The 16,732-nt window shown below is 61.9% G+C and carries 14 protein-coding genes and 1 tRNA gene; 7 read left to right on the top strand and 8 right to left on the bottom strand.

The genetic code is table 11. From position 1 onward, the window contains the following. Nucleotides 1-115: 115 nt before the first annotated feature. The 3 genes from ACJ8HH_RS12355 to ttrS form a co-directional block, all read right to left on the bottom strand. Complete coding sequence (locus ACJ8HH_RS12355; protein WP_004935803.1) at nucleotides 116-358, bottom strand: DinI family protein; 243 nt, start codon at nucleotides 356-358, stop codon at nucleotides 116-118. A gap of 91 nt (nucleotides 359-449) precedes the next feature. Continuing rightward, entirely contained in the window at nucleotides 450-1,049 is a 600-nt protein-coding gene (gene ttrR, locus ACJ8HH_RS12350; RefSeq protein ID WP_041035997.1) for a tetrathionate respiration response regulator TtrR, read from the bottom strand. Then, entirely contained in the window at nucleotides 1,024-2,742 is a 1,719-nt protein-coding gene (ttrS, locus tag ACJ8HH_RS12345) for a tetrathionate respiration histidine kinase TtrS (protein ID WP_230298443.1), read from the bottom strand. Before ttrS ends, ttrR begins: the two co-directional genes overlap by 26 nt. 229 nt (nucleotides 2,743-2,971) lie before the next feature. On the opposite strand from ttrS, the gene ttrB reads away from it, so the two are divergent. The 3 genes from ttrB to ttrA are packed head-to-tail and all read left to right on the top strand — an operon-like array spanning nucleotide 2,972 to nucleotide 7,795. Next, nucleotides 2,972-3,709, top strand: coding sequence for a tetrathionate reductase subunit TtrB (gene ttrB / locus ACJ8HH_RS12340; protein WP_033635289.1), 738 nt, complete (start codon nucleotides 2,972-2,974; stop codon nucleotides 3,707-3,709). After that, nucleotides 3,706-4,731 carry a tetrathionate reductase subunit TtrC gene (gene ttrC / locus ACJ8HH_RS12335; protein WP_060451722.1) on the top strand — a complete coding sequence of 342 codons (1,026 nt, stop codon included), beginning with the start codon at nucleotides 3,706-3,708 and terminating at the stop codon, nucleotides 4,729-4,731. Before ttrB ends, ttrC begins: the two co-directional genes overlap by 4 nt. Next, nucleotides 4,724-7,795, top strand: coding sequence for a tetrathionate reductase subunit TtrA (gene ttrA, locus ACJ8HH_RS12330; RefSeq protein ID WP_060451721.1), 3,072 nt, complete (start codon nucleotides 4,724-4,726; stop codon nucleotides 7,793-7,795). The genes ttrC and ttrA overlap by 8 nt, the downstream gene beginning before the upstream one ends. 47 nt (nucleotides 7,796-7,842) lie before the next feature. On the opposite strand, the gene ACJ8HH_RS12325 is transcribed toward ttrA, so the two are convergent. From ACJ8HH_RS12325 to ACJ8HH_RS12315, 3 genes are all read right to left on the bottom strand, one after another. Beyond that, a tRNA-Pro gene (locus tag ACJ8HH_RS12325) sits at nucleotides 7,843-7,919 on the bottom strand. A 78-nt stretch (nucleotides 7,920-7,997) separates the two neighbouring features. After that, nucleotides 7,998-9,779, bottom strand: a complete 1,782-nt coding sequence (yejM, locus tag ACJ8HH_RS12320; protein WP_033635286.1) for an LPS biosynthesis-modulating metalloenzyme YejM — start codon at nucleotides 9,777-9,779, stop codon at nucleotides 7,998-8,000. A 9-nt stretch (nucleotides 9,780-9,788) separates the two neighbouring features. After that, nucleotides 9,789-10,016, bottom strand: a complete 228-nt coding sequence (locus ACJ8HH_RS12315; protein ID WP_004935782.1) for a YejL family protein — start codon at nucleotides 10,014-10,016, stop codon at nucleotides 9,789-9,791. Nucleotides 10,017-10,226: 210 nt separating this feature from the next. Here ACJ8HH_RS12315 and yejK point away from each other — a divergent pair, with 210 nt between their 5' ends. Further along, on the top strand, nucleotides 10,227-11,234 hold the full coding sequence (yejK, locus tag ACJ8HH_RS12310) for a nucleoid-associated protein YejK (RefSeq protein ID WP_033635284.1): 1,008 nt from the start codon (nucleotides 10,227-10,229) through the stop codon (nucleotides 11,232-11,234). Between the two features lie 84 nt (nucleotides 11,235-11,318). On the opposite strand, the gene rplY is transcribed toward yejK, so the two are convergent. After that, nucleotides 11,319-11,603: a 50S ribosomal protein L25 gene (rplY, locus tag ACJ8HH_RS12305; protein ID WP_004935776.1), complete on the bottom strand. Its 285-nt coding sequence runs from the start codon at nucleotides 11,601-11,603 to the stop codon at nucleotides 11,319-11,321. A 162-nt stretch (nucleotides 11,604-11,765) separates the two neighbouring features. Beyond that, complete coding sequence (locus ACJ8HH_RS12300; RefSeq protein WP_060451720.1) at nucleotides 11,766-13,523, bottom strand: DEAD/DEAH box helicase; 1,758 nt, start codon at nucleotides 13,521-13,523, stop codon at nucleotides 11,766-11,768. A 316-nt stretch (nucleotides 13,524-13,839) separates the two neighbouring features. On the opposite strand from ACJ8HH_RS12300, the gene rsuA reads away from it, so the two are divergent. The 3 genes from rsuA (at nucleotide 13,840) to ACJ8HH_RS12285 (ending at nucleotide 16,730) form a co-directional block, all read left to right on the top strand. Further along, complete coding sequence (rsuA, locus tag ACJ8HH_RS12295; protein ID WP_033648013.1) at nucleotides 13,840-14,553, top strand: 16S rRNA pseudouridine(516) synthase RsuA; 714 nt, start codon at nucleotides 13,840-13,842, stop codon at nucleotides 14,551-14,553. Between the two features lie 41 nt (nucleotides 14,554-14,594). After that, nucleotides 14,595-15,791 carry a Bcr/CflA family multidrug efflux MFS transporter gene (locus ACJ8HH_RS12290; RefSeq protein ID WP_025303559.1) on the top strand — a complete coding sequence of 399 codons (1,197 nt, stop codon included), beginning with the start codon at nucleotides 14,595-14,597 and terminating at the stop codon, nucleotides 15,789-15,791. Nucleotides 15,792-16,385: 594 nt separating this feature from the next. Next, nucleotides 16,386-16,730, top strand: coding sequence for a YejG family protein (locus ACJ8HH_RS12285; RefSeq protein WP_004935763.1), 345 nt, complete (start codon nucleotides 16,386-16,388; stop codon nucleotides 16,728-16,730). Nucleotides 16,731-16,732 lie beyond the last annotated feature (2 nt).

Raw genomic sequence — 16,732 nt, 5'->3', positions numbered from 1 at the left:
TTTTATCAGCCGCACGGAGCTTGGAACCTAGGGCATTTATCACTGAGGGATTGGGGGGATGTGGCTTATTCTGGCAGAAATATAGCCGGTGGACGAGCCGGCTATCAGATAGGGTTCAAATATCCGTGACCAGCCACTGATCCGCTTCTTCGAACATCTCTTCCAACATTCGGTTCAGCTTCTCACGATCGCTTTTGCTGGCGTCGGAGTTCAGGCCGTTGGCCTGCATCGGCTTCACGCGCACGTCAGCTTCCGGGAACAGTGCATGCACGCGTTTTTCCAGCTCGTTGCGAATAATCTCGGCGGCGTTGGGTAACCCAGCGACGTTGCGTTTGTCGTACACCAATTCTACAAACATGACTCACCTGTAAGTACTGATTTAATGTACAGTATTCTGGCCTGAGGAAGGCCGGTTGGCAAGAGGGGGCGCGGAATTTTGCATGATGCGTTCATTCTTGCGCGGCGTGCGGTAAATCCTGCAGCTGAATCACCAATTCCGCCAGGCTGGTGGCCTGCATTTTCTCCATCACTTTTGCCCGGTGAACCTCCACGGTGCGCAGGGCGATATTCAACCGCTCAGCCATTTCCCTGTTCATCATGCCCCGCACCACCAGCTGCGCAATGTCGCGTTCTTTCGGCGTGAGCGTGCGGTAGCGGCCGCAAGTTTCATGGCGTTGCCAGGCCTCGGCGGAGACCTGCTGCGCCCGTTCGAGGGCGGCGATCAGCGGTTCAGCGGCGATCGGTTTTTGCAGGAAGTCCACCGCGCCGTACTTCATCTGCTCCACCGCCATCGGCACGTCGCCATGGCCGGACAGGAACACCACCGCCAGCGTGCTGCCGCGGCGGCGCAGCTCCCCGTAAACCTGGTGACCATCGAGCTTCGGCATCCGCATGTCCAGCAAGACGATCCCGGTCTGAAACAGGTCCGCCTGCGCCAGAAAATCGGCGCTGTCATTCCAGCATTGCACGCCGTGGCCGAGGCTGGTCAGCAAAAAATGGCAGGCGTCGGTGACGGCGACGTCATCATCCACCAGATAAATTAGCGACATGGTTTTCCTCGTTATCCAATATGAAATGCAGCGTTACGCACAGCCCGTTGCGGCGGTCGGGAGCCGGGCGGTTAGCCAGGCGGATTTCGCCGCCGCCATAGCGGGCAAGGCGCCGGCAAATGGCTAACCCCAGCCCCATGCCGCCGGCCTTGGTGGTGTTGAAGGGGCGAAAAGCCTGTTCCAGCCCGGCCGTTGTCATGCCGCCCGCGTTGTCCTGCAGATGCAACTCCATCGCCCGTTCGCTCTTGGCGGCGGAAAGCCAGACGGCATTGGCCCCGGCCTGCGCCGCATTCAGCAGCAGGTTCGCCAGCAACTGTTCCAGCAGCGCCGGCGGCAGGGTTAGCGTCAGCGAAGGCGCCACGTTATTGAACAACGTCAGGTCGGGATAGCGCTGCGTCAGGCGCAGCAGCGTCCACACCCGCTCGGCGGTTTCGCTTACCGCGGTGGGGCGCCAGCGCGTTTGGTCTATCGCCTCCGCGGTGGGCTGCACCCACTGGCGCAGGTTATGAATCGTCTCGCCGCCGCGCTGCGCCTGCCGGTCGATATTTTCCAGCGGCCCCAGCAGCGGATGCCCGGCGTCCGTGTTGCGCAGTTGGATCAGGCACCCCTGCGCATAGTGGCGAATGGCCGCCAGCGGCTGGTTGAGCTCGTGCGCGAAGCCGGAGGCCATCTCCCCCAGCACGTTCAGCTGCCTGGCGTTTTCCAGCGCCCGTTCCTGCCGCCGCAGTTGCTCGTCGGCGCGGAGCAGCTGTCGCCCGCGTCGGCGCACCAGCAGCGCGATCCAGATATGGTTGACGATCAACAGCGCCAGCAGCGCCAGCGACAGGCCGACGGCCGTCTGATGCTGGATCAGCCAGCTCTTGATATCCAGCCATAGCCGCCGCTGTTCCGGGTGCTGATTGACGGCGCGCAGCAGCGTTTCCACCTCGCTGGTCGAGGCTGGTGCACCCCACAGGAAGGGAGACTGGGGCGGTGCGGTCAGCAAGGCTCTCGCCACCGCATCCACCAGTGAGTTATCCAGGCCGGGCAGGGCGGCGAACGACCAGTTGGGATAAAGCGGCGTGCTGGTGACGCAGGGAGCCGACGTGGCCTGTTGCAGCAGCGGGCGAAAATCCGCCGGGTTGATCAGGCCTTCCTTGCCCATTTTCTCCAGCAGGCAGACCGGGACGATGGCGGCCTGAATGGCGCGCTCGCGCAAAAGATAGAGCAGGGCGTCGGCAGGGAAACCGGTAAAGCGCAGGTGAAAATCGCGCTCGGGCCGTATGCCGGCGTCGCTGAGCGCCTTATAGCCGGTCAGATAGCCGCCGAAGGCCTGCGGATCGATGGCGCCCACCGTTTTGCCCATCAGTGCCTGCGGCGTCGTAATGCCGCTGTCGCGCCGCACCAGAATCACGCTGCCGATGATGTTGCCCGTTGCCCGATCGCCGTTGGCGGCGCGCAACGACGCCAGCCAGCGCAGATGATAGTGGCTGTTCAGCTGCACAAACTGCGCCGGATTAGTGACCACGAACTGCACGCTGCCCCGATTGACCGCTTCGCGCATCTGCGCCAGATCGAGCGGCCGCAGGCGGAAGCGTTCTCCGCCGACGCTGCCGTTGAGCCTGTCGATCAGCGGCTGCCAGTCACGCGCGGTCGCCGCATCGCCGCGCATCGCCAGCACGCCGACCGACCACTCGCCCGCCTGTGCCGCCATCCCCCAGCCGAGACTGAACAGCAGTAATAACACGACCCTCACGGCCCCTCCTGATGGGCAATTTGCCTGCCGCCACTTGTTTTAGATCAACGTTGGGTTCGGTATGTGGTTAACCACAATAGAGCTGAGCCCAATGTCATTTTTACACTGTAAATCATCGACATTGTTTATTCATCTAACGGGCATCAATAGCGTGATCGGGATGATGCCCAGGGCGTGGGAGAGGCGCATGGATTTCGGTAAACGGCAGTTTTTGCAGCGGCTGGGCGTGTTGACGGCGGGGGCTTCGCTGATCCCCGTGGCGGAGGCCGGGCTGACGTTAGCGCCGACGCGGCGCGAGGGGGATGCCAGCCGCCGCTACGCGATGCTGATCGATCTGCGGCGCTGCGTCGGGTGCCAGGCCTGTACCGTCAGTTGCGCCATTGAAAACCAGACCCCGCACGGGGAGTTTCGCACTACGGTAAACCAGTACCAGGTCAGTCTCGAAGGCGAAGCGGTGGCGACCAACGTGCTGCTGCCCAGGCTGTGCAACCACTGCGACAACCCGCCCTGCGTGCCGGTGTGCCCGGTGCAGGCCACCTTCCAGCGCGAGGACGGGATCGTGGTGGTCGACAACAAACGCTGCGTGGGTTGCGCCTATTGCGTGCAGGCCTGCCCGTACGATGCCCGTTTTATCAATCACGCCACCCAAACGGCGGACAAATGCACCTTCTGCGTACACCGGCTGGAGGCGGGATTGCTGCCGGCATGCGTGGAGTCGTGCGTGGGCGGGGCGCGGATCATCGGCGATATGCGCGATCCGCACAGCACGCTGAGCAAGCTGCTGCGGCGTCACGAGGCCGAGATCAAAGTCCTCAAGCCGGAGAACCAAACCGCGCCCCACGTGTTTTATCTGGGGCTGGATGATGCCTTCGTCACGCCGCTGCCGGGGCGGGCGCAGGTCGCCTTATGGGGAGAGGGACGATGAGCCGCCAACTGATGATCGCAGAGGTTTTGAGCCAGCCGCAGGCGGTGAGCTGGCTGCCGTGGGCCGTGCAATATTTCTTCTTTATCGGCATTGCCGCCTGCGCCGCGCTGCTGGCCTGCGTGTGGCGCTGGCGCGGTGGAGACAACACCGCACATTTGGAGCGCGCGGCGCTGTTTATCGGGCTGACGTGCGCCATCACCGCGCCGCTGGCGTTGACCGCCGATCTGCATCAAACCGCCCGTTTCTGGCATTTTTACGCCTACCCGACGCCCTGGTCGTGGATGCCGTGGGGCGCGCTGTTCTTGCCGTTGTTTACCTTGCTGATCGGCCTGTGGTTTATCGCGATTGAATTTACACGGCTGACGGGCAGACCGGTTGCGCTGTTGCGTGGGATCGCGCCCGCCTGCGCGCTGGTGGCTATCGGCCTGCTGTTGTACACCGGGCGCGAGGTTTCCGTCGTGCGCGCCCGCCCAATCTGGTTCAGCTACGCATTTCCGATCGTGATGTTCCTCAGCGCGCTGCAGGCGCTCTTGGCTCTGTTGCTGTTGGCGATGCGCAAACGGCCCGGCCTGCAGGCGCCGCTGGCGCGCGGGATGCTGCTGACGCTGCTGCCGCTCGGCGGGGCGATCCTGCTGTGGGTGTGCGGCGATACGCTATCCGGCGCGGCGGTACGCCACTGGCTGCAGACGCAGGCGACGGCGCGCCAGTATGCTGCCGGCTGGATCGCGCTGTGGGGGCTGGCGCTGGCGTGGGCCGCCTGGGCGGCCTATCGACGTTTGCCGCGCGGCGGCGCGCCGCTGCTGGTGGCCTGCGCGCTGGGGCTGAGCTGGCTGATGCGCTGGACGCTGTTGATTGAGGTGCAGACCATCCCGAAATACAACGCGTCTTATTCCCCCTATAGCCTGCCGCTTGGTACCGATGGCTTGCTGGCGATCGTCGGCACCTTCGGGCTGTGGCTGGCGTTAATGATCATGGTGCGTGAAGCACAGGCGTTTTTACTGCGGAGAAAACAACATGGCTAAACTCACCCGGCGTCAGTGGTTGAAAGTGGGCCTGGCCTTCGGCGGGCTGTCCGCTTTCGGCCTGAGCTATCGCGAGGTCGCCAAACGGGCGATCGACGGCTTGATTCACGGCACCTCAGGGCGCGTGACTCTGGATCGCATCAACGGCAACTCTCTGCAGCCCGAAGGGCGGGCAGTGCCGGAATGGCAAGGCAATCCGCAGCAGGCCATCTCGATGACCCAGTGCTTCGGTTGCTGGACGCAATGCGGCGTGCGGGTGCGGGTGGACAGGCAGACCGATCGGGTATTGCGTATCGCCGGTAACCCGTATCATCCGCTGTCTCAGGAGCGGCACCTCGATTCTGCGTTGCCGCTGCAGGACGCGTTGGCGCAGTTGGGCGGGGAGAGCGGCCTCGACGCCCGTTCCACCGCCTGCGCGCGGGGCGCCACGCTGCTGGAGGGGCTTTACAGCCCGCTGCGCGTGCTGGAGCCGATGAAACGCGTCGGCAAACGCGGCGAGGGCAAGTGGCAGCGCATCAGCTTCGAGCAGTTGATCGCCGAAGTGGTGGAGGGCGGCGATCTGTTCGGCGAGGGGCATGTGGACGGCCTGCGGGCGATCCGCGATCTGGAAACGCCGATCGATGCCCGACAGCCGGGGCTGGGGCCGAAAGCCAACCAGCTGCTGGTGACCAACGCCGGTGATGACGGGCGCGACAGCTTCCTGCGGCGCTTCGCCCAGAACAGCTTCGGCAGCAAAAATTTCGGCGCACACGGCGCTTACTGCGGGCTGGCCTACCGCGCCGGTTCCGGCGCGTTGATGAACGATCTGGACAAGAATCCGCACGTGAAACCGGACTGGGAACAGGTCGAATTCGCGCTGTTTATGGGCACCTCGCCGGCGCAGTCCGGCAACCCGTTCAAGCGGCAGGCCCGGCAGTTGGCCAGCGCCAGATTGCGCAGCGAATTCCGCTACGCGGTAGTGGCGCCGGCGCTGCCGTTGACCACCACGCTGGCGGACGATCATGGCCATTGGATCCCGATACTGCCGGGCACCGACTCGGCGCTGGCGATGGCGATGATCCGTTGGATCCTCGACAATCGGCGTTATCAGGCCGGTTATCTCGCCATCCCGTCGGAGGCCGCCATGCAACGCGCCGGCGAGAAGAGCTGGACCAACGCCACGCATCTGGTGATCGCCGAGAGCGAGCATCCGTTGGCGGGGCAGCATCTGACGCTGGCCCATCTGAACGGCGCCGAGTCGACGTCGCCGCTGGTGGTTAACGGCGCGGGGGAACTGGTGGCGGCCGAGACGTGCGACAGCGCTGAGCTGTGGGTAACCCGCACGGTGACGCTGCACGACGGCGCGCAGGTGGCGGTGAAGAGCAGCTTTCAGTGTCTGAAAGAGGCGGCCGACAAGCTGTCGCCGGAAGCCTACAGCCGGGAATGTGGCGTACCGGTGGCGCGCATCGCGGCGCTGGCCGAGGCTTTTACCGCCCACGGGCGCAAGGCGGCGGTGATCGCCCATGGCGGGATGATGGCGGCGAACGGGTTTTACAATACCTGGTCGGTGATGATGCTCAACGTGTTGATCGGTAACCTGAGCCTGACGGGCGGGGTGTTCGTCGGCGGCGGCAAATTCAACGGTTTCGCCGAGGGGCCGCGCTATAACCTGGTCGAGTTTCCCGGCCTGGTAAAACCGAAGGGGTTGAATATCGCGCGCAGCAAGGCCGCCTATGAAACCTCCGACGAATACCGCGAAAAAGTGGCGGCGGGCGTTTCGCCCTGGCCGGCCAGGGCGCCCTGGTATCCGTTCGTCGCCGGGCAGTTGACCGAGCTGCTGACGTCGGCGCTGGCGGGATATCCGTACGGGCTGAAAGCCTGGATCTCGAACATGACCAACCCCCTGTACGGTATCGCCGGGTTGCGCGGCGTGGCGGAAGAGCGGCTGAAAGATCCGGCGCGTTTGCCGCTGTTTATCGCCATCGATGCGTTTATCAACGAAACGACGGCATTGGCCGACTATATCGTCCCGGACACCCATAACTTTGAGAGCTGGGGATTCAGCGCCCCCTGGGGCGGCGTCGCCAGCAAGGCCACCACTGCGCGCTGGCCGATAGTGACGCCGGCGACCGCGAAAACGGCGCAAGGGCAGCCGATCTCCATGGAGGCGTTTTGCATCGCCGTCGCCAAACGCCTGGCGCTGCCGGGGGTCGGCGATCGCGCTATCGGCGACGGCCGGGGCGGGCTGCTGCCGCTCAACCGCGCCGAGGATTATTATCTGCGCGCCGCCGCCAACGTGGCGTTTGCCGGCAAGGCGCCGGTGCCGGCCGTGAGGGAGGAAGAGCTGGCGCTGAGCGGCGTCGATCGCTTGTTGCCGCAGCTTGCGCAGACGCTGCGCGCCGATGAGATCGGCCGCGTGGCGTTTATCTACAGCCGCGGCGGCCGCTTCGCCGGTCATGACAGCGGCCGCCGCGACGGCAGCGTGGGCAACCGCTGGGAGAAGCCGCTGCAGATCTGGAATGCGGAAGTGGCGAAGCACCGGCATGCGATTACCGGCGAGCGTTTCAGCGGCTGCCCAACCTGCTACCCGGCGCGTTTGTCGGACGGCCGCGCGGTGGAAGAACTCTACCCTGAGCGGCAGTGGCCGCTGCGGCTGATGTCCTTCAAATCCAATGTGATGAGCAGCTCCACCGCGGTGATCCGGCGCCTGCATGACGTGAAGCCGGTGAACCTGGTGGCGCTGAACCCGGCGGACGGGGCGCGTTTCGGCATTCAACACGGTGATTGGGTGAGCATCAGCACCCCGGGCGGCAGCCGTGAGGCGCAGATCAGTCTGCTGGCGGGGGTGATGCCCGGCGTGATCGCGGTGGAACACGGCTACGGCCACCGGGAGATGGGCGCCAGCCAGCACTACCTGGACGGCGAGCCGCTGGCGATGGATAAGCGCATTGCCGCCGGCATCAATCTCAACGATCTGGGGTTTGCCGATCCGACGCGCGAAGTGCCGAACACCTGGCTGGACTGGGTGACCGGTGCGGCGGTGCGACAGGGGATTCCAGCGGCGATCGTCAAACTTTCCGCGTAAACGGCAGACGAAAAAAAACCTGCTGTAACAGCAGGTTTTCTTAAATTTGGTCGGCATGAGAGGATTCGAACCTCCGACCCCCGACACCCCATGACGGTGCGCTACCAGGCTGCGCTACATGCCGACGCTATGAAAAATCATACTACCGATTCCCGATGTTAATGCAAGCGCCTCGCCACTTGATTGCTTTAGTTTTAAGCAGTTAGTTGGCGATAAAGCGTTTTACATCGGTCAGCACCTGCAACAGCAGAGCAAGCTGCGGTTTCTCGTCTTTTATTTCATCGCCGTTCTGATCGTAGACGCGATAGTTGCCGCTGTTGTCCAGCATCAGCGTCTGCGTCGGCGTGATGATCACCAGCTGATTGCCATCGCCGGTAGCGATCCAGTCGTTGCGGCGCTGGGCGGTGAACAGATCTTCGCCCTGCGAATAGTCTTTCGGCGCGGTCTTCACGTGCAGCAATCGTTGCATCAGGGTGCGCATCACGTCGTTATGGCCGGTCAGCTTGCTGATGGTCTGCGCCGGGGTGCCCGGCCAGTGGATCACCAACGGCACCTGCAGCTGCGCCTGGTTGAAGCCGGTGCCGGCGCCCCATTGGCCTTTGCCGCTGTCGTTGAACTCGACGCCGTGCTCGGCGGTGATCACCACCACGGTTTTATCCAGCAGGCCACGCTGTTTCAGGGTGTCCAGCACCTGGGCTATCTGGGCGTCCACGTCTTGCGCGCCGGTGCGATAGCGCCGAATAAAGTCGGCCGGCGCCGGGGTTTTGTCGCCTTCGACAGCCTCGGCGCCGCTGAAGCTGATATAGGAGAACCACGGCTCTTTGCTACCCTGATCCGCCAGCCAACGCTGCCATTGCTGCGTGGTTTGCGCGTCGCTTTGCGGCGCCGGCGTCGGCAGCGAGAAGTCGGTCAACAGCGCCTGACGGTACAGGCTGGCGTTGAAGCCATCGGAGGAGAACAGCCCCAGCTGGTAGCCCCGATCGCCGAGCGCAGCGATCAGCGCCGACGGCTTGCGGCCGGCGAGCACGCTGTCCAGATAGGTCGGGGAAATGCCGTAGAACAGGCCGAACAGCCCGGTATCGGCATGGTTGCCCGAACTGTAATGATCGCTGAAACGCACGTTTTCCTGGGCGAAGCGCGTCAGCGCCGGCATATCCTGCGCCACGTCTTTGGCGCGAATGCCGTCCACCACGATCATCAGCAGGTTATAGCCGCTGCCTTTATCGCCGTAGCTGAGATCGCTGAGCGGATACTCTACCGCCACCGCTTCCGGGTTGCCCTGTTGCATCAGGCGGCGCTCATACTCTTGCTGGTCGAGCAGGCCGTGTTTTTCGAGGAACTTGCGCGCGGTCATCGGGTACGAGAGCGGCAGGTTGGCTCGCTGCATGGTGATCGGGCGATAGAAGTTGGCGTCGGCCCAGATGTAAATCAGGTGCGACGCGAAAAAGGCGCTGATAAACAGCGCCGCCAGCGGTTTGCCGAAGCGGCGGCGGTTCAGGCTGCGCAGCTTCTGCCAGCTCCAGGTGGCGAACAGCATCTCCACCAGGAAGATCGCCGGCACGCAGATGAACATCAGTTGCCAGTCGCGCGAAAGCTCGCTTTGGTCCGGGTTGACCACCAGATCCCACACCACCGGATTGAGGTGCAGGTGGAAATGGGAGAACACTTCGCTGTCGACCAGCAACAGCGTGAGCCCGATGGTGGCCAGCGCGGCGGAAATAAATCGCAGCAGCCGCTGCGACATCACCACGAAGGTGAGCGGGAAGATCACCAGCAAATAGCCGGCGAACACGATAAAGCTGAAATGCCCCAGCAGGCTGACAAAGGCATAAACCCGGCCCAGCAGGGATGCGGGCCAGTCGGTGACAAACAGGTAACGGCTGCCCAGCCCAAGGGCGAGCAAAATGTTGAATAAGGCGAACCAGTGCCCCCAGCTGATCATCTGGGAGACTTTTTCACGATAACGCTGACGGTTTGTCACCATAAGTCAATATTAATGTGCTTTATCTTCACGGACAGAAGCCTGCAGGGCTTCCGCGAACGATCTCGCCAGGGTTTTCCGCTGCGCGGGGGCAACGCTGGTGTTGATCAAATTAGTGACCATATTGCCCAGCACCATCAGGGAAAGATCGGTGGGGGTATGGTGTTTTTCCAGAACATTGACCAGCTCTGAGAGCAGTTGTTCAACGTGTTCGTCACTGTAACGGGATGATTGTGGCATAAAATTGCGCTTAGTAATCTGCAAAGTGCCCTATCTTACCGTATAGGGCAGTGATTTTCCGCTCTTTTATCACTTCCTGTCATTCGGGAAATTGTTCGCCCGCGCCGGGGCTGCCCCTTGCAGCGCCTTTCCGGTTTGCCGCGGTTTTTAGTATTGCAGGGCGGGGCCTTCAGTGTTTGAATACGCGCCTAAAGAACAGGAGGATTTACCATGAGTCTGGATATCGACCAGATCGCTCTGCACCAGTTGGTGAAACGCGACGAGCAAACGCTGGACGTGGTGCTGCGCGATTCCTTGCTTCCCACCAACGCGGCGGTGGAAGAAATGATGACGGAACTGCATCGCGTCTATAGCGCCAAGAGCAAGGCCTTGGGCCTGTTCAACGAAGGCAGCGAGCTGGCGGAAGCGCTGCGCACCTGCCGCAAGGACGATAAGGACTTTCTGGCCTTCAGCCGCGCGGCGACTGGCCGCCTGCGCGACGAACTGGCGAAGTATCCGTTCGCCGAAGGCGGCGTGGTGCTGTTTGGCCAATACCGTTATCTGGCGGTGGAGTATCTGCTGATCGCGGTGCTGAACAGCCGTAACAGCATGCGCGTTAACGAAGAGCTGGATATCAACACCACGCACTATCTGGACATCAACAACGCCGATATCGTCGCGCGCATCGATCTGACCGAATGGGAAACCAACCCGGAATCGACCCGCTACCTGACCTTCCTGCGTGGGCGCGTGGGCCGCAAGGTCGCCGACTTCTTCATGGATTTCCTGGCGGCATCCGAAGGGTTGGACGCCAAGGCGCAAAATCGTGGGCTGCTGCAGGCGGTGGACGACTACTGCGCCGATGCGCAGCTGGACAAGAACGAGCGCCAGTCAGTGCGCCAGCAGGTGTACAGCTACTGCAACGAACAGCTGCAGGCGGGCGAAGAGATTGAGCTGCAGGCGCTGTCGCAGGAGCTGTCGCCGGTCGGCGAGAAAGACTTCATGCAGTTCTCAAGCGAGCAAGGGTATGAGCTGGAAGAAAGCTTCCCGGCGGATCGCGGCACGCTGCGCCAACTAACCAAATTCGCCGGCAGCGGCGGCGGCATCAGCCTGAACTTCGACGCCATGCTGCTGGGCGAGCGCATTTTCTGGGATGCGGCCACCGACACCCTGACCATCAGAGGCACGCCGCCGAATCTGCGCGATCAGCTGCAGCGCCGGACCGGCAGCGGCAAGTAAGCGCGCCGAATCGCAGACAATAAAAAACGCCGCAATTGCGGCGTTCTTTATTTCGGCGTCCCGAAAGGTTCGAAAACGTAGCGATTAAACGCGAACGAAGTCGATGTGAGCCAGTTTTGGCTTGAACGGGTGACGCTGTACAGCCTGAACCTTAACTTTGGTTTCTTTACCGTCGATAACCAGAGTTACTGCTTCGCTGTAGAATTCTGGTTTAGCTTCCATGTTCTTGACAGAATCATGGTCCAATTCGATGGAAACTGCAGCTTCTTTGCCACCGTAAACGATAGCTGGGAATTTGTTTGCTGCACGCAGGCGGCGGCTCGCACCTTTACCCTGGTCTTTACGTACTTCTGCATTGATAGTGAACATTGTTTTTTCTCTTAAAAGAAAATTTACCCTGCTACAGGCGACCCAAGTAGCAAGTTCGGAATTCCGCTTTAACGCTGGGCAGGCCCAGGTAAAGCGCGCGGCATTTTAACGGAAAGCCGCCTGCAGGGCAACGAAAACCTGCCCAGATTGAGGGCCGTTCGCTCAGGCCAACTGATTGGCGCGGCGGAAACGGCCTTGATAATCGAACACTTTCTCGCGCACCTGCCAAAACTGCCCGCGTTTGCGCGCCACCACGAAATCCGGATGGCGCAGCGCCTGCTGTTGCGCCAGCACGTCGGCGGCGGTGTGCCAGGCGAACGGCACGCCCGGCGCGCGCTGGTGCGGGCGCAGGAACAGCATTTCGAACGCTTTGCGCTGCGCCGGCGTCTGCAGGCGGAAACGCTCGCTGGTGCTGGTGCCGTCCTCGTCGTAATAGGTGGCCTTCAGCCATTCGCCCTTGTCGTCGCGGCCGCTTTGCAATTCCATGCCGCCGCAGCGCAGCACCAGCGCGTCTTTCAGCTTCAGCGCCGCCTTCAGCATGTCATCGGGATCGACCAGCACCTCCTGGCACTGATGGCAGCGGCGCGCGGCGATGTCGTTCTCCGCGCCGCAGTGCGGGCAGCTCTTGAACCGGAAGCGGTAATCGCACTGTTCGCGGTGGCCGTCGTCGTCTTCCAGCCAGCCCTGACAGCGGCGGCCGTAGTGCTCGATGATGTCGCCATTCTCGGTGCACTTGCCCCAGAACAGGTTGGCGAAGCCGCAGGCCGGGCAGAACACCTGCACCGGCTGGCTGTCGCCGTGCGGCTTGCTGACGCCGACCTCCGGCGTGAACAGATCGTGCGGGTTGCCGGCGTAGTCGAGGATCAGGCAATCCTCCTTGCCGGGCGCCAGCCGCAGCCCGCGGCCGACGATCTGCTGATACAGGCTGACGGACTCGGTCGGGCGCAGAATAGCGATCAGATCGACGTGCGGCGCGTCGAAGCCGGTGGTCAATACCGCTACGTTGACCAGATAGCGCAGCTGCTGCTGTTTGAACGCCTCGATCAGCGCATCGCGCTCGGCGGGCGGCGTTTCGGCGTTGACCAGCGCGGCCTCGCCGTTCGGCAGCAGGCCGTGGATCTCGCGGGCGTGCTCGACGGTGGCGGCGAAGATCATCACCCCTTTACGATCTTGGGCGTACTCTACAATCTGGCTGATGATATGCGGCGTGACGCGGTTTTGCCGCTTCAGCTCACGGTTCAGATCCGCTTCGCTGAACAGGCCGTTGCTTCTGGCCTCCAGCCGGCTGAAATCGTACTGCACGATCGGCATGTCCAGCCGCTCAGGCGGCACCAGGAAGCCGTTCTTAATCATGTAGCGCAGCGGCAGCTCGTAGATGCAGTCGCGAAACAGGCTGGCGCCGTCGCCGCGGGTGAAGCCGTGGTAGTGATACTGGTAAATCCAGCCCTTGCCCAGGCGATAGGGCGTGGCGGTCAGCCCCAGCAGCCGCAGCTGCGGGTTGGTTTTCTGCAAATGCTGGATGATTTGCTGGTACTGGCTGTCGTCGTCGTCGCTGATGCGGTGGCATTCATCGACGATCAGCAGCGAGAAGGCGCCGTCGAACAGAGGCAGGTTGCGCGCCACCGACTGCACGCTGCCGAACACCACCTTGCCGGCGCTCTCTTTTTGTTGCAGGCCGGCGGCGAAGATGTCCGCTTCCAGGCCGTAGGCGCAGTATTTGGCGTGGTTTTGCGCCACCAGTTCCTTGACGTGCGCCAGCACCAGCACCCGCCCGCGGGCGCGCTTCGCCAGTTCGGCGATCACCAGGCTTTTGCCGGCGCCGGTCGGCAGCACGATCAGCGCCGGTTCGGGGTGCCGCCGGAAATGATTGATGGTGGCTTCGACCGCTTCCAGTTGGTAGGGGCGTAGGGTAAAGGCCATAATGAACGCCGTAGGTTGGAATGGGCCGCCGGGAAGCGGTTTTGTCACCTCTGTTCCCACAGAAAGCGTGACATTTTACGCCCGGGCGGCCGAAAAATTTCCATTATTATGCCTTCTGCGCGCGCGCGGTGCGAGAAGCGTGAAAATTACCCCTGTCGGGCAACGCGTTGTGCCGCTATACTCGTGTGACAGCAATCGCTGTTCCCCCACGCGATTTCCCCCCTGAACCTGCCATTTGCACCCGGTGCAACGGCGGGCGTCATATTTTGGCAATACGATCAATGCGATCATAACAACGACAGGCAAAGCAGATCCCATGCGATTGGACAAGTTTTTATCTCAGCAGTTAGGCATCAGCCGTGCGCTGGTCGCGCGCGAACTTCGGGCTAAACGCGTCACCGTTGACGGTGAGGTGGTGAAGAGCGGGGCGATCAAACTGACCCCGGAGCAAGAAGTGGCGTTCGACGGCAATCCGCTGCAGCAGCAGAACGGCCCGCGCTATTTCATGCTCAACAAACCGCAGGGCTACGTCTGCTCCACCGACGATCCCGATCATCCGACGGTGCTGTATTTCCTCGATGAGCCGGTCGCGTACAAGCTGCACGCCGCCGGGCGGTTGGATATCGACACCACCGGGCTGGTGCTGATGACCGACGACGGCCAGTGGTCGCACCGCGTCACGTCGCCGCGCCACCACTGCGAGAAAACCTATTTGGTCACGCTGGAGCACCCGTTGGCGGAAGACACCGCGCAGCGTTTCGCCGAAGGGGTGCAACTGCACAACGAGAAAGATCTGACGCGGCCGGCGACGTTGGAGCAGGTCGACGAGCGCGTGGTGCGCCTGACCATCAGCGAAGGGCGCTACCACCAGGTGAAGCGGATGTTCGCCGCCGTCGGCAACCGGGTGATCGAGTTGCACCGTGAGCGCATCGGCGCCATCGTGCTGGATGACGATCTGGCGCCGGGCGAATACCGCCCACTGACCGAAGAAGAGATCGCCAGCGTGGGCGCGCCGCACCTGCAGGACTGATAACCGATCATTGATTGCGGCCGATTAAGGAGTCGTGGAACGTGCAACAGAACCGAACCTCTCATCTCGGTTTGATTTTCATTCTGGGCCTGTTGTCCATGTTGATGCCGTTGGCCATCGACATGTACCTGCCCAGTATGCCGGTGATCGCCGCCCAGTTTGGCGTCGAGTCCGGCAGCGTGCAGATGACGCTCAGCGCCTATATGCTCGGCTTTGCCTTCGGGCAGCTGTTCTATGGGCCGATGTCGGACAGCATCGGCCGCAAGCCGGTGATCCTGTGGGGAACGCTGATCTTTGCCATCGCCGGCTGCGCCTGCGCCATGGCGCAGTCTATCGATCAGCTGATCGGGCTGCGTTTCCTGCACGGTCTGGCCGCCGCCGCCGCCAGCGTGGTGATTAACGCCCTGATGCGCGACATGTTCACCAAGGATGAGTTCTCGCGCATGATGTCGTTCGTCATTCTGGTGATGACCATCGCGCCGCTGCTGGCGCCGATGATCGGCGGTGCGCTGCTGCTGTGGTTCAGCTGGCACGCCATCTTCTGGACCATGGGCGCCGCGGCGCTGATCGGTTCACTGCTGGTGGCCTTGTTCATCAAGGAGACGCTGCCGAAAGAGCGGCGTCAGCGGTTCCACCTGCGCACCACGCTGGGCAACTTCGGTTCGCTGTTCCGCCACAAGCGGGTGCTGAGCTACATGTTGGCCAGCGCCTTCTCGTTTGCGGGCATGTTCTCGTTCCTCAGCGCCGGGCCGTTCGTCTACATCGAACTGAACCACGTTTCGCCGCAGCACTTTGGCTACTATTTTGCGCTGAACATCGTCTTCCTGTTCCTGACGACGCTGATCAACAGCCGCAACGTGCGGCGGTTCGGCGCGGTCAAGATGTTCAAGCTGGGGCTGCTGGTGCAGCTGGCGATGGGGCTGTGGCTGCTGGCGGTAAGCGCCGTCGGCCTGGGCTTCTGGGCGCTGGTGATCGGCGTAGCGGTCTACCTGGGGTGTATCGCGATGATTTCCTCCAACGCCATGGCGGTGATCCTGGATGATTTTCCGCATATGGCGGGCACCGCGTCTTCCCTGGCCGGCACGTTGCGCTTCAGCATCGGCGCGCTGGTGGGGGCGGTGCTGTCGATGGCGCCGGGCAAAAGCGCCTGGCCAATGGTCACCTCGATGGCGCTGTGCAGCATCGTGGCGGTGCTGTTCTACGTTTACGCCAGCCGGCCGCGCGATCGCGCAGCCTGACGTTCTCCCGACTCGGGGCGTTTCGCCCCGCAGCGTCATGGGGTTGCGCCCTGCCATTTCAGGGTGCAACCGGCAATGAATAATTTGTTGCTAAATATATGCCTGCTAATTAATCGGTCATTTTCCCATCTGTGTGCTTTTTGTTAAAAAACTCCGCCATCGTGCCGCCCGATATTCCCCGGGAGGCGCGGCGTTCTGTCGGCTGCGCCGCGCGAGTGGTTTGTATTAGGATTGGTGTAAATCAAGGCATTAGCAGGAGAGGCTGCGCTAACGTGGCGGGTGAAATGTTTCTTCAATGTAAAAATATGGCGACGGAAAAGTAGTCGCATTGCAAGAAAAAAGAGTTGAGATCGCTGCGGGAAAGGGTTACATATAACGCAAAAATGCGAGCTGAGTCGCAAAATGCCGTGAAATAACACCGCACGGCGCGCCAAAAAATGGCGCGGCATCGGCAAGCACGGGGTCAGGTTAATGGTTTGCGGCAAAATTTACATTTAAATAACATTTGTGCGCGGCAGAGTCGGGAGTCAACGGCTATAACTTAGTAACCCTGTCAGGTAAAAGTGTTTCACCTTTTCAAACTAGGGATTTCATGTGGAGAGTATCCAACTTTCGGTAGTGCATCGCTTGCCGCAAAGTTATCGTTGGCTATCCGGTTTCACCGGCGTGAAGGTCGAACCGATTCCGTTTAACGGAATAGACGAAGATAACAACCTGATTGGGCTGAAGTTGCTCAGCCATGAAGGGGCCGAGGCCTGGCAGGTAATGCAACAGCTCAATCTGTCGCTGCAGGAGATTCAGGTCGACTGCGCGATTGTCGAATGGGAAGGAGAGCCTTGCCTGTTCGTGCAGCGCAGCGACGAGAGCGCCACCATGTGCCGCCTGAAAAACGTCGGCGCCGCGATCGCCGAACCGCTCAGCGCGCAATACCCCTTCTGAAT

It is taken from the genome of Serratia sp. CY32780 (genome assembly GCF_052169135.1).
In the GTDB taxonomy this organism is placed as follows: domain Bacteria; phylum Pseudomonadota; class Gammaproteobacteria; order Enterobacterales; family Enterobacteriaceae; genus Serratia; species Serratia sarumanii.
Note: the sequence above shows the minus strand (reverse complement) of the source record. Positions and strands in the feature narration are given on the sequence as shown.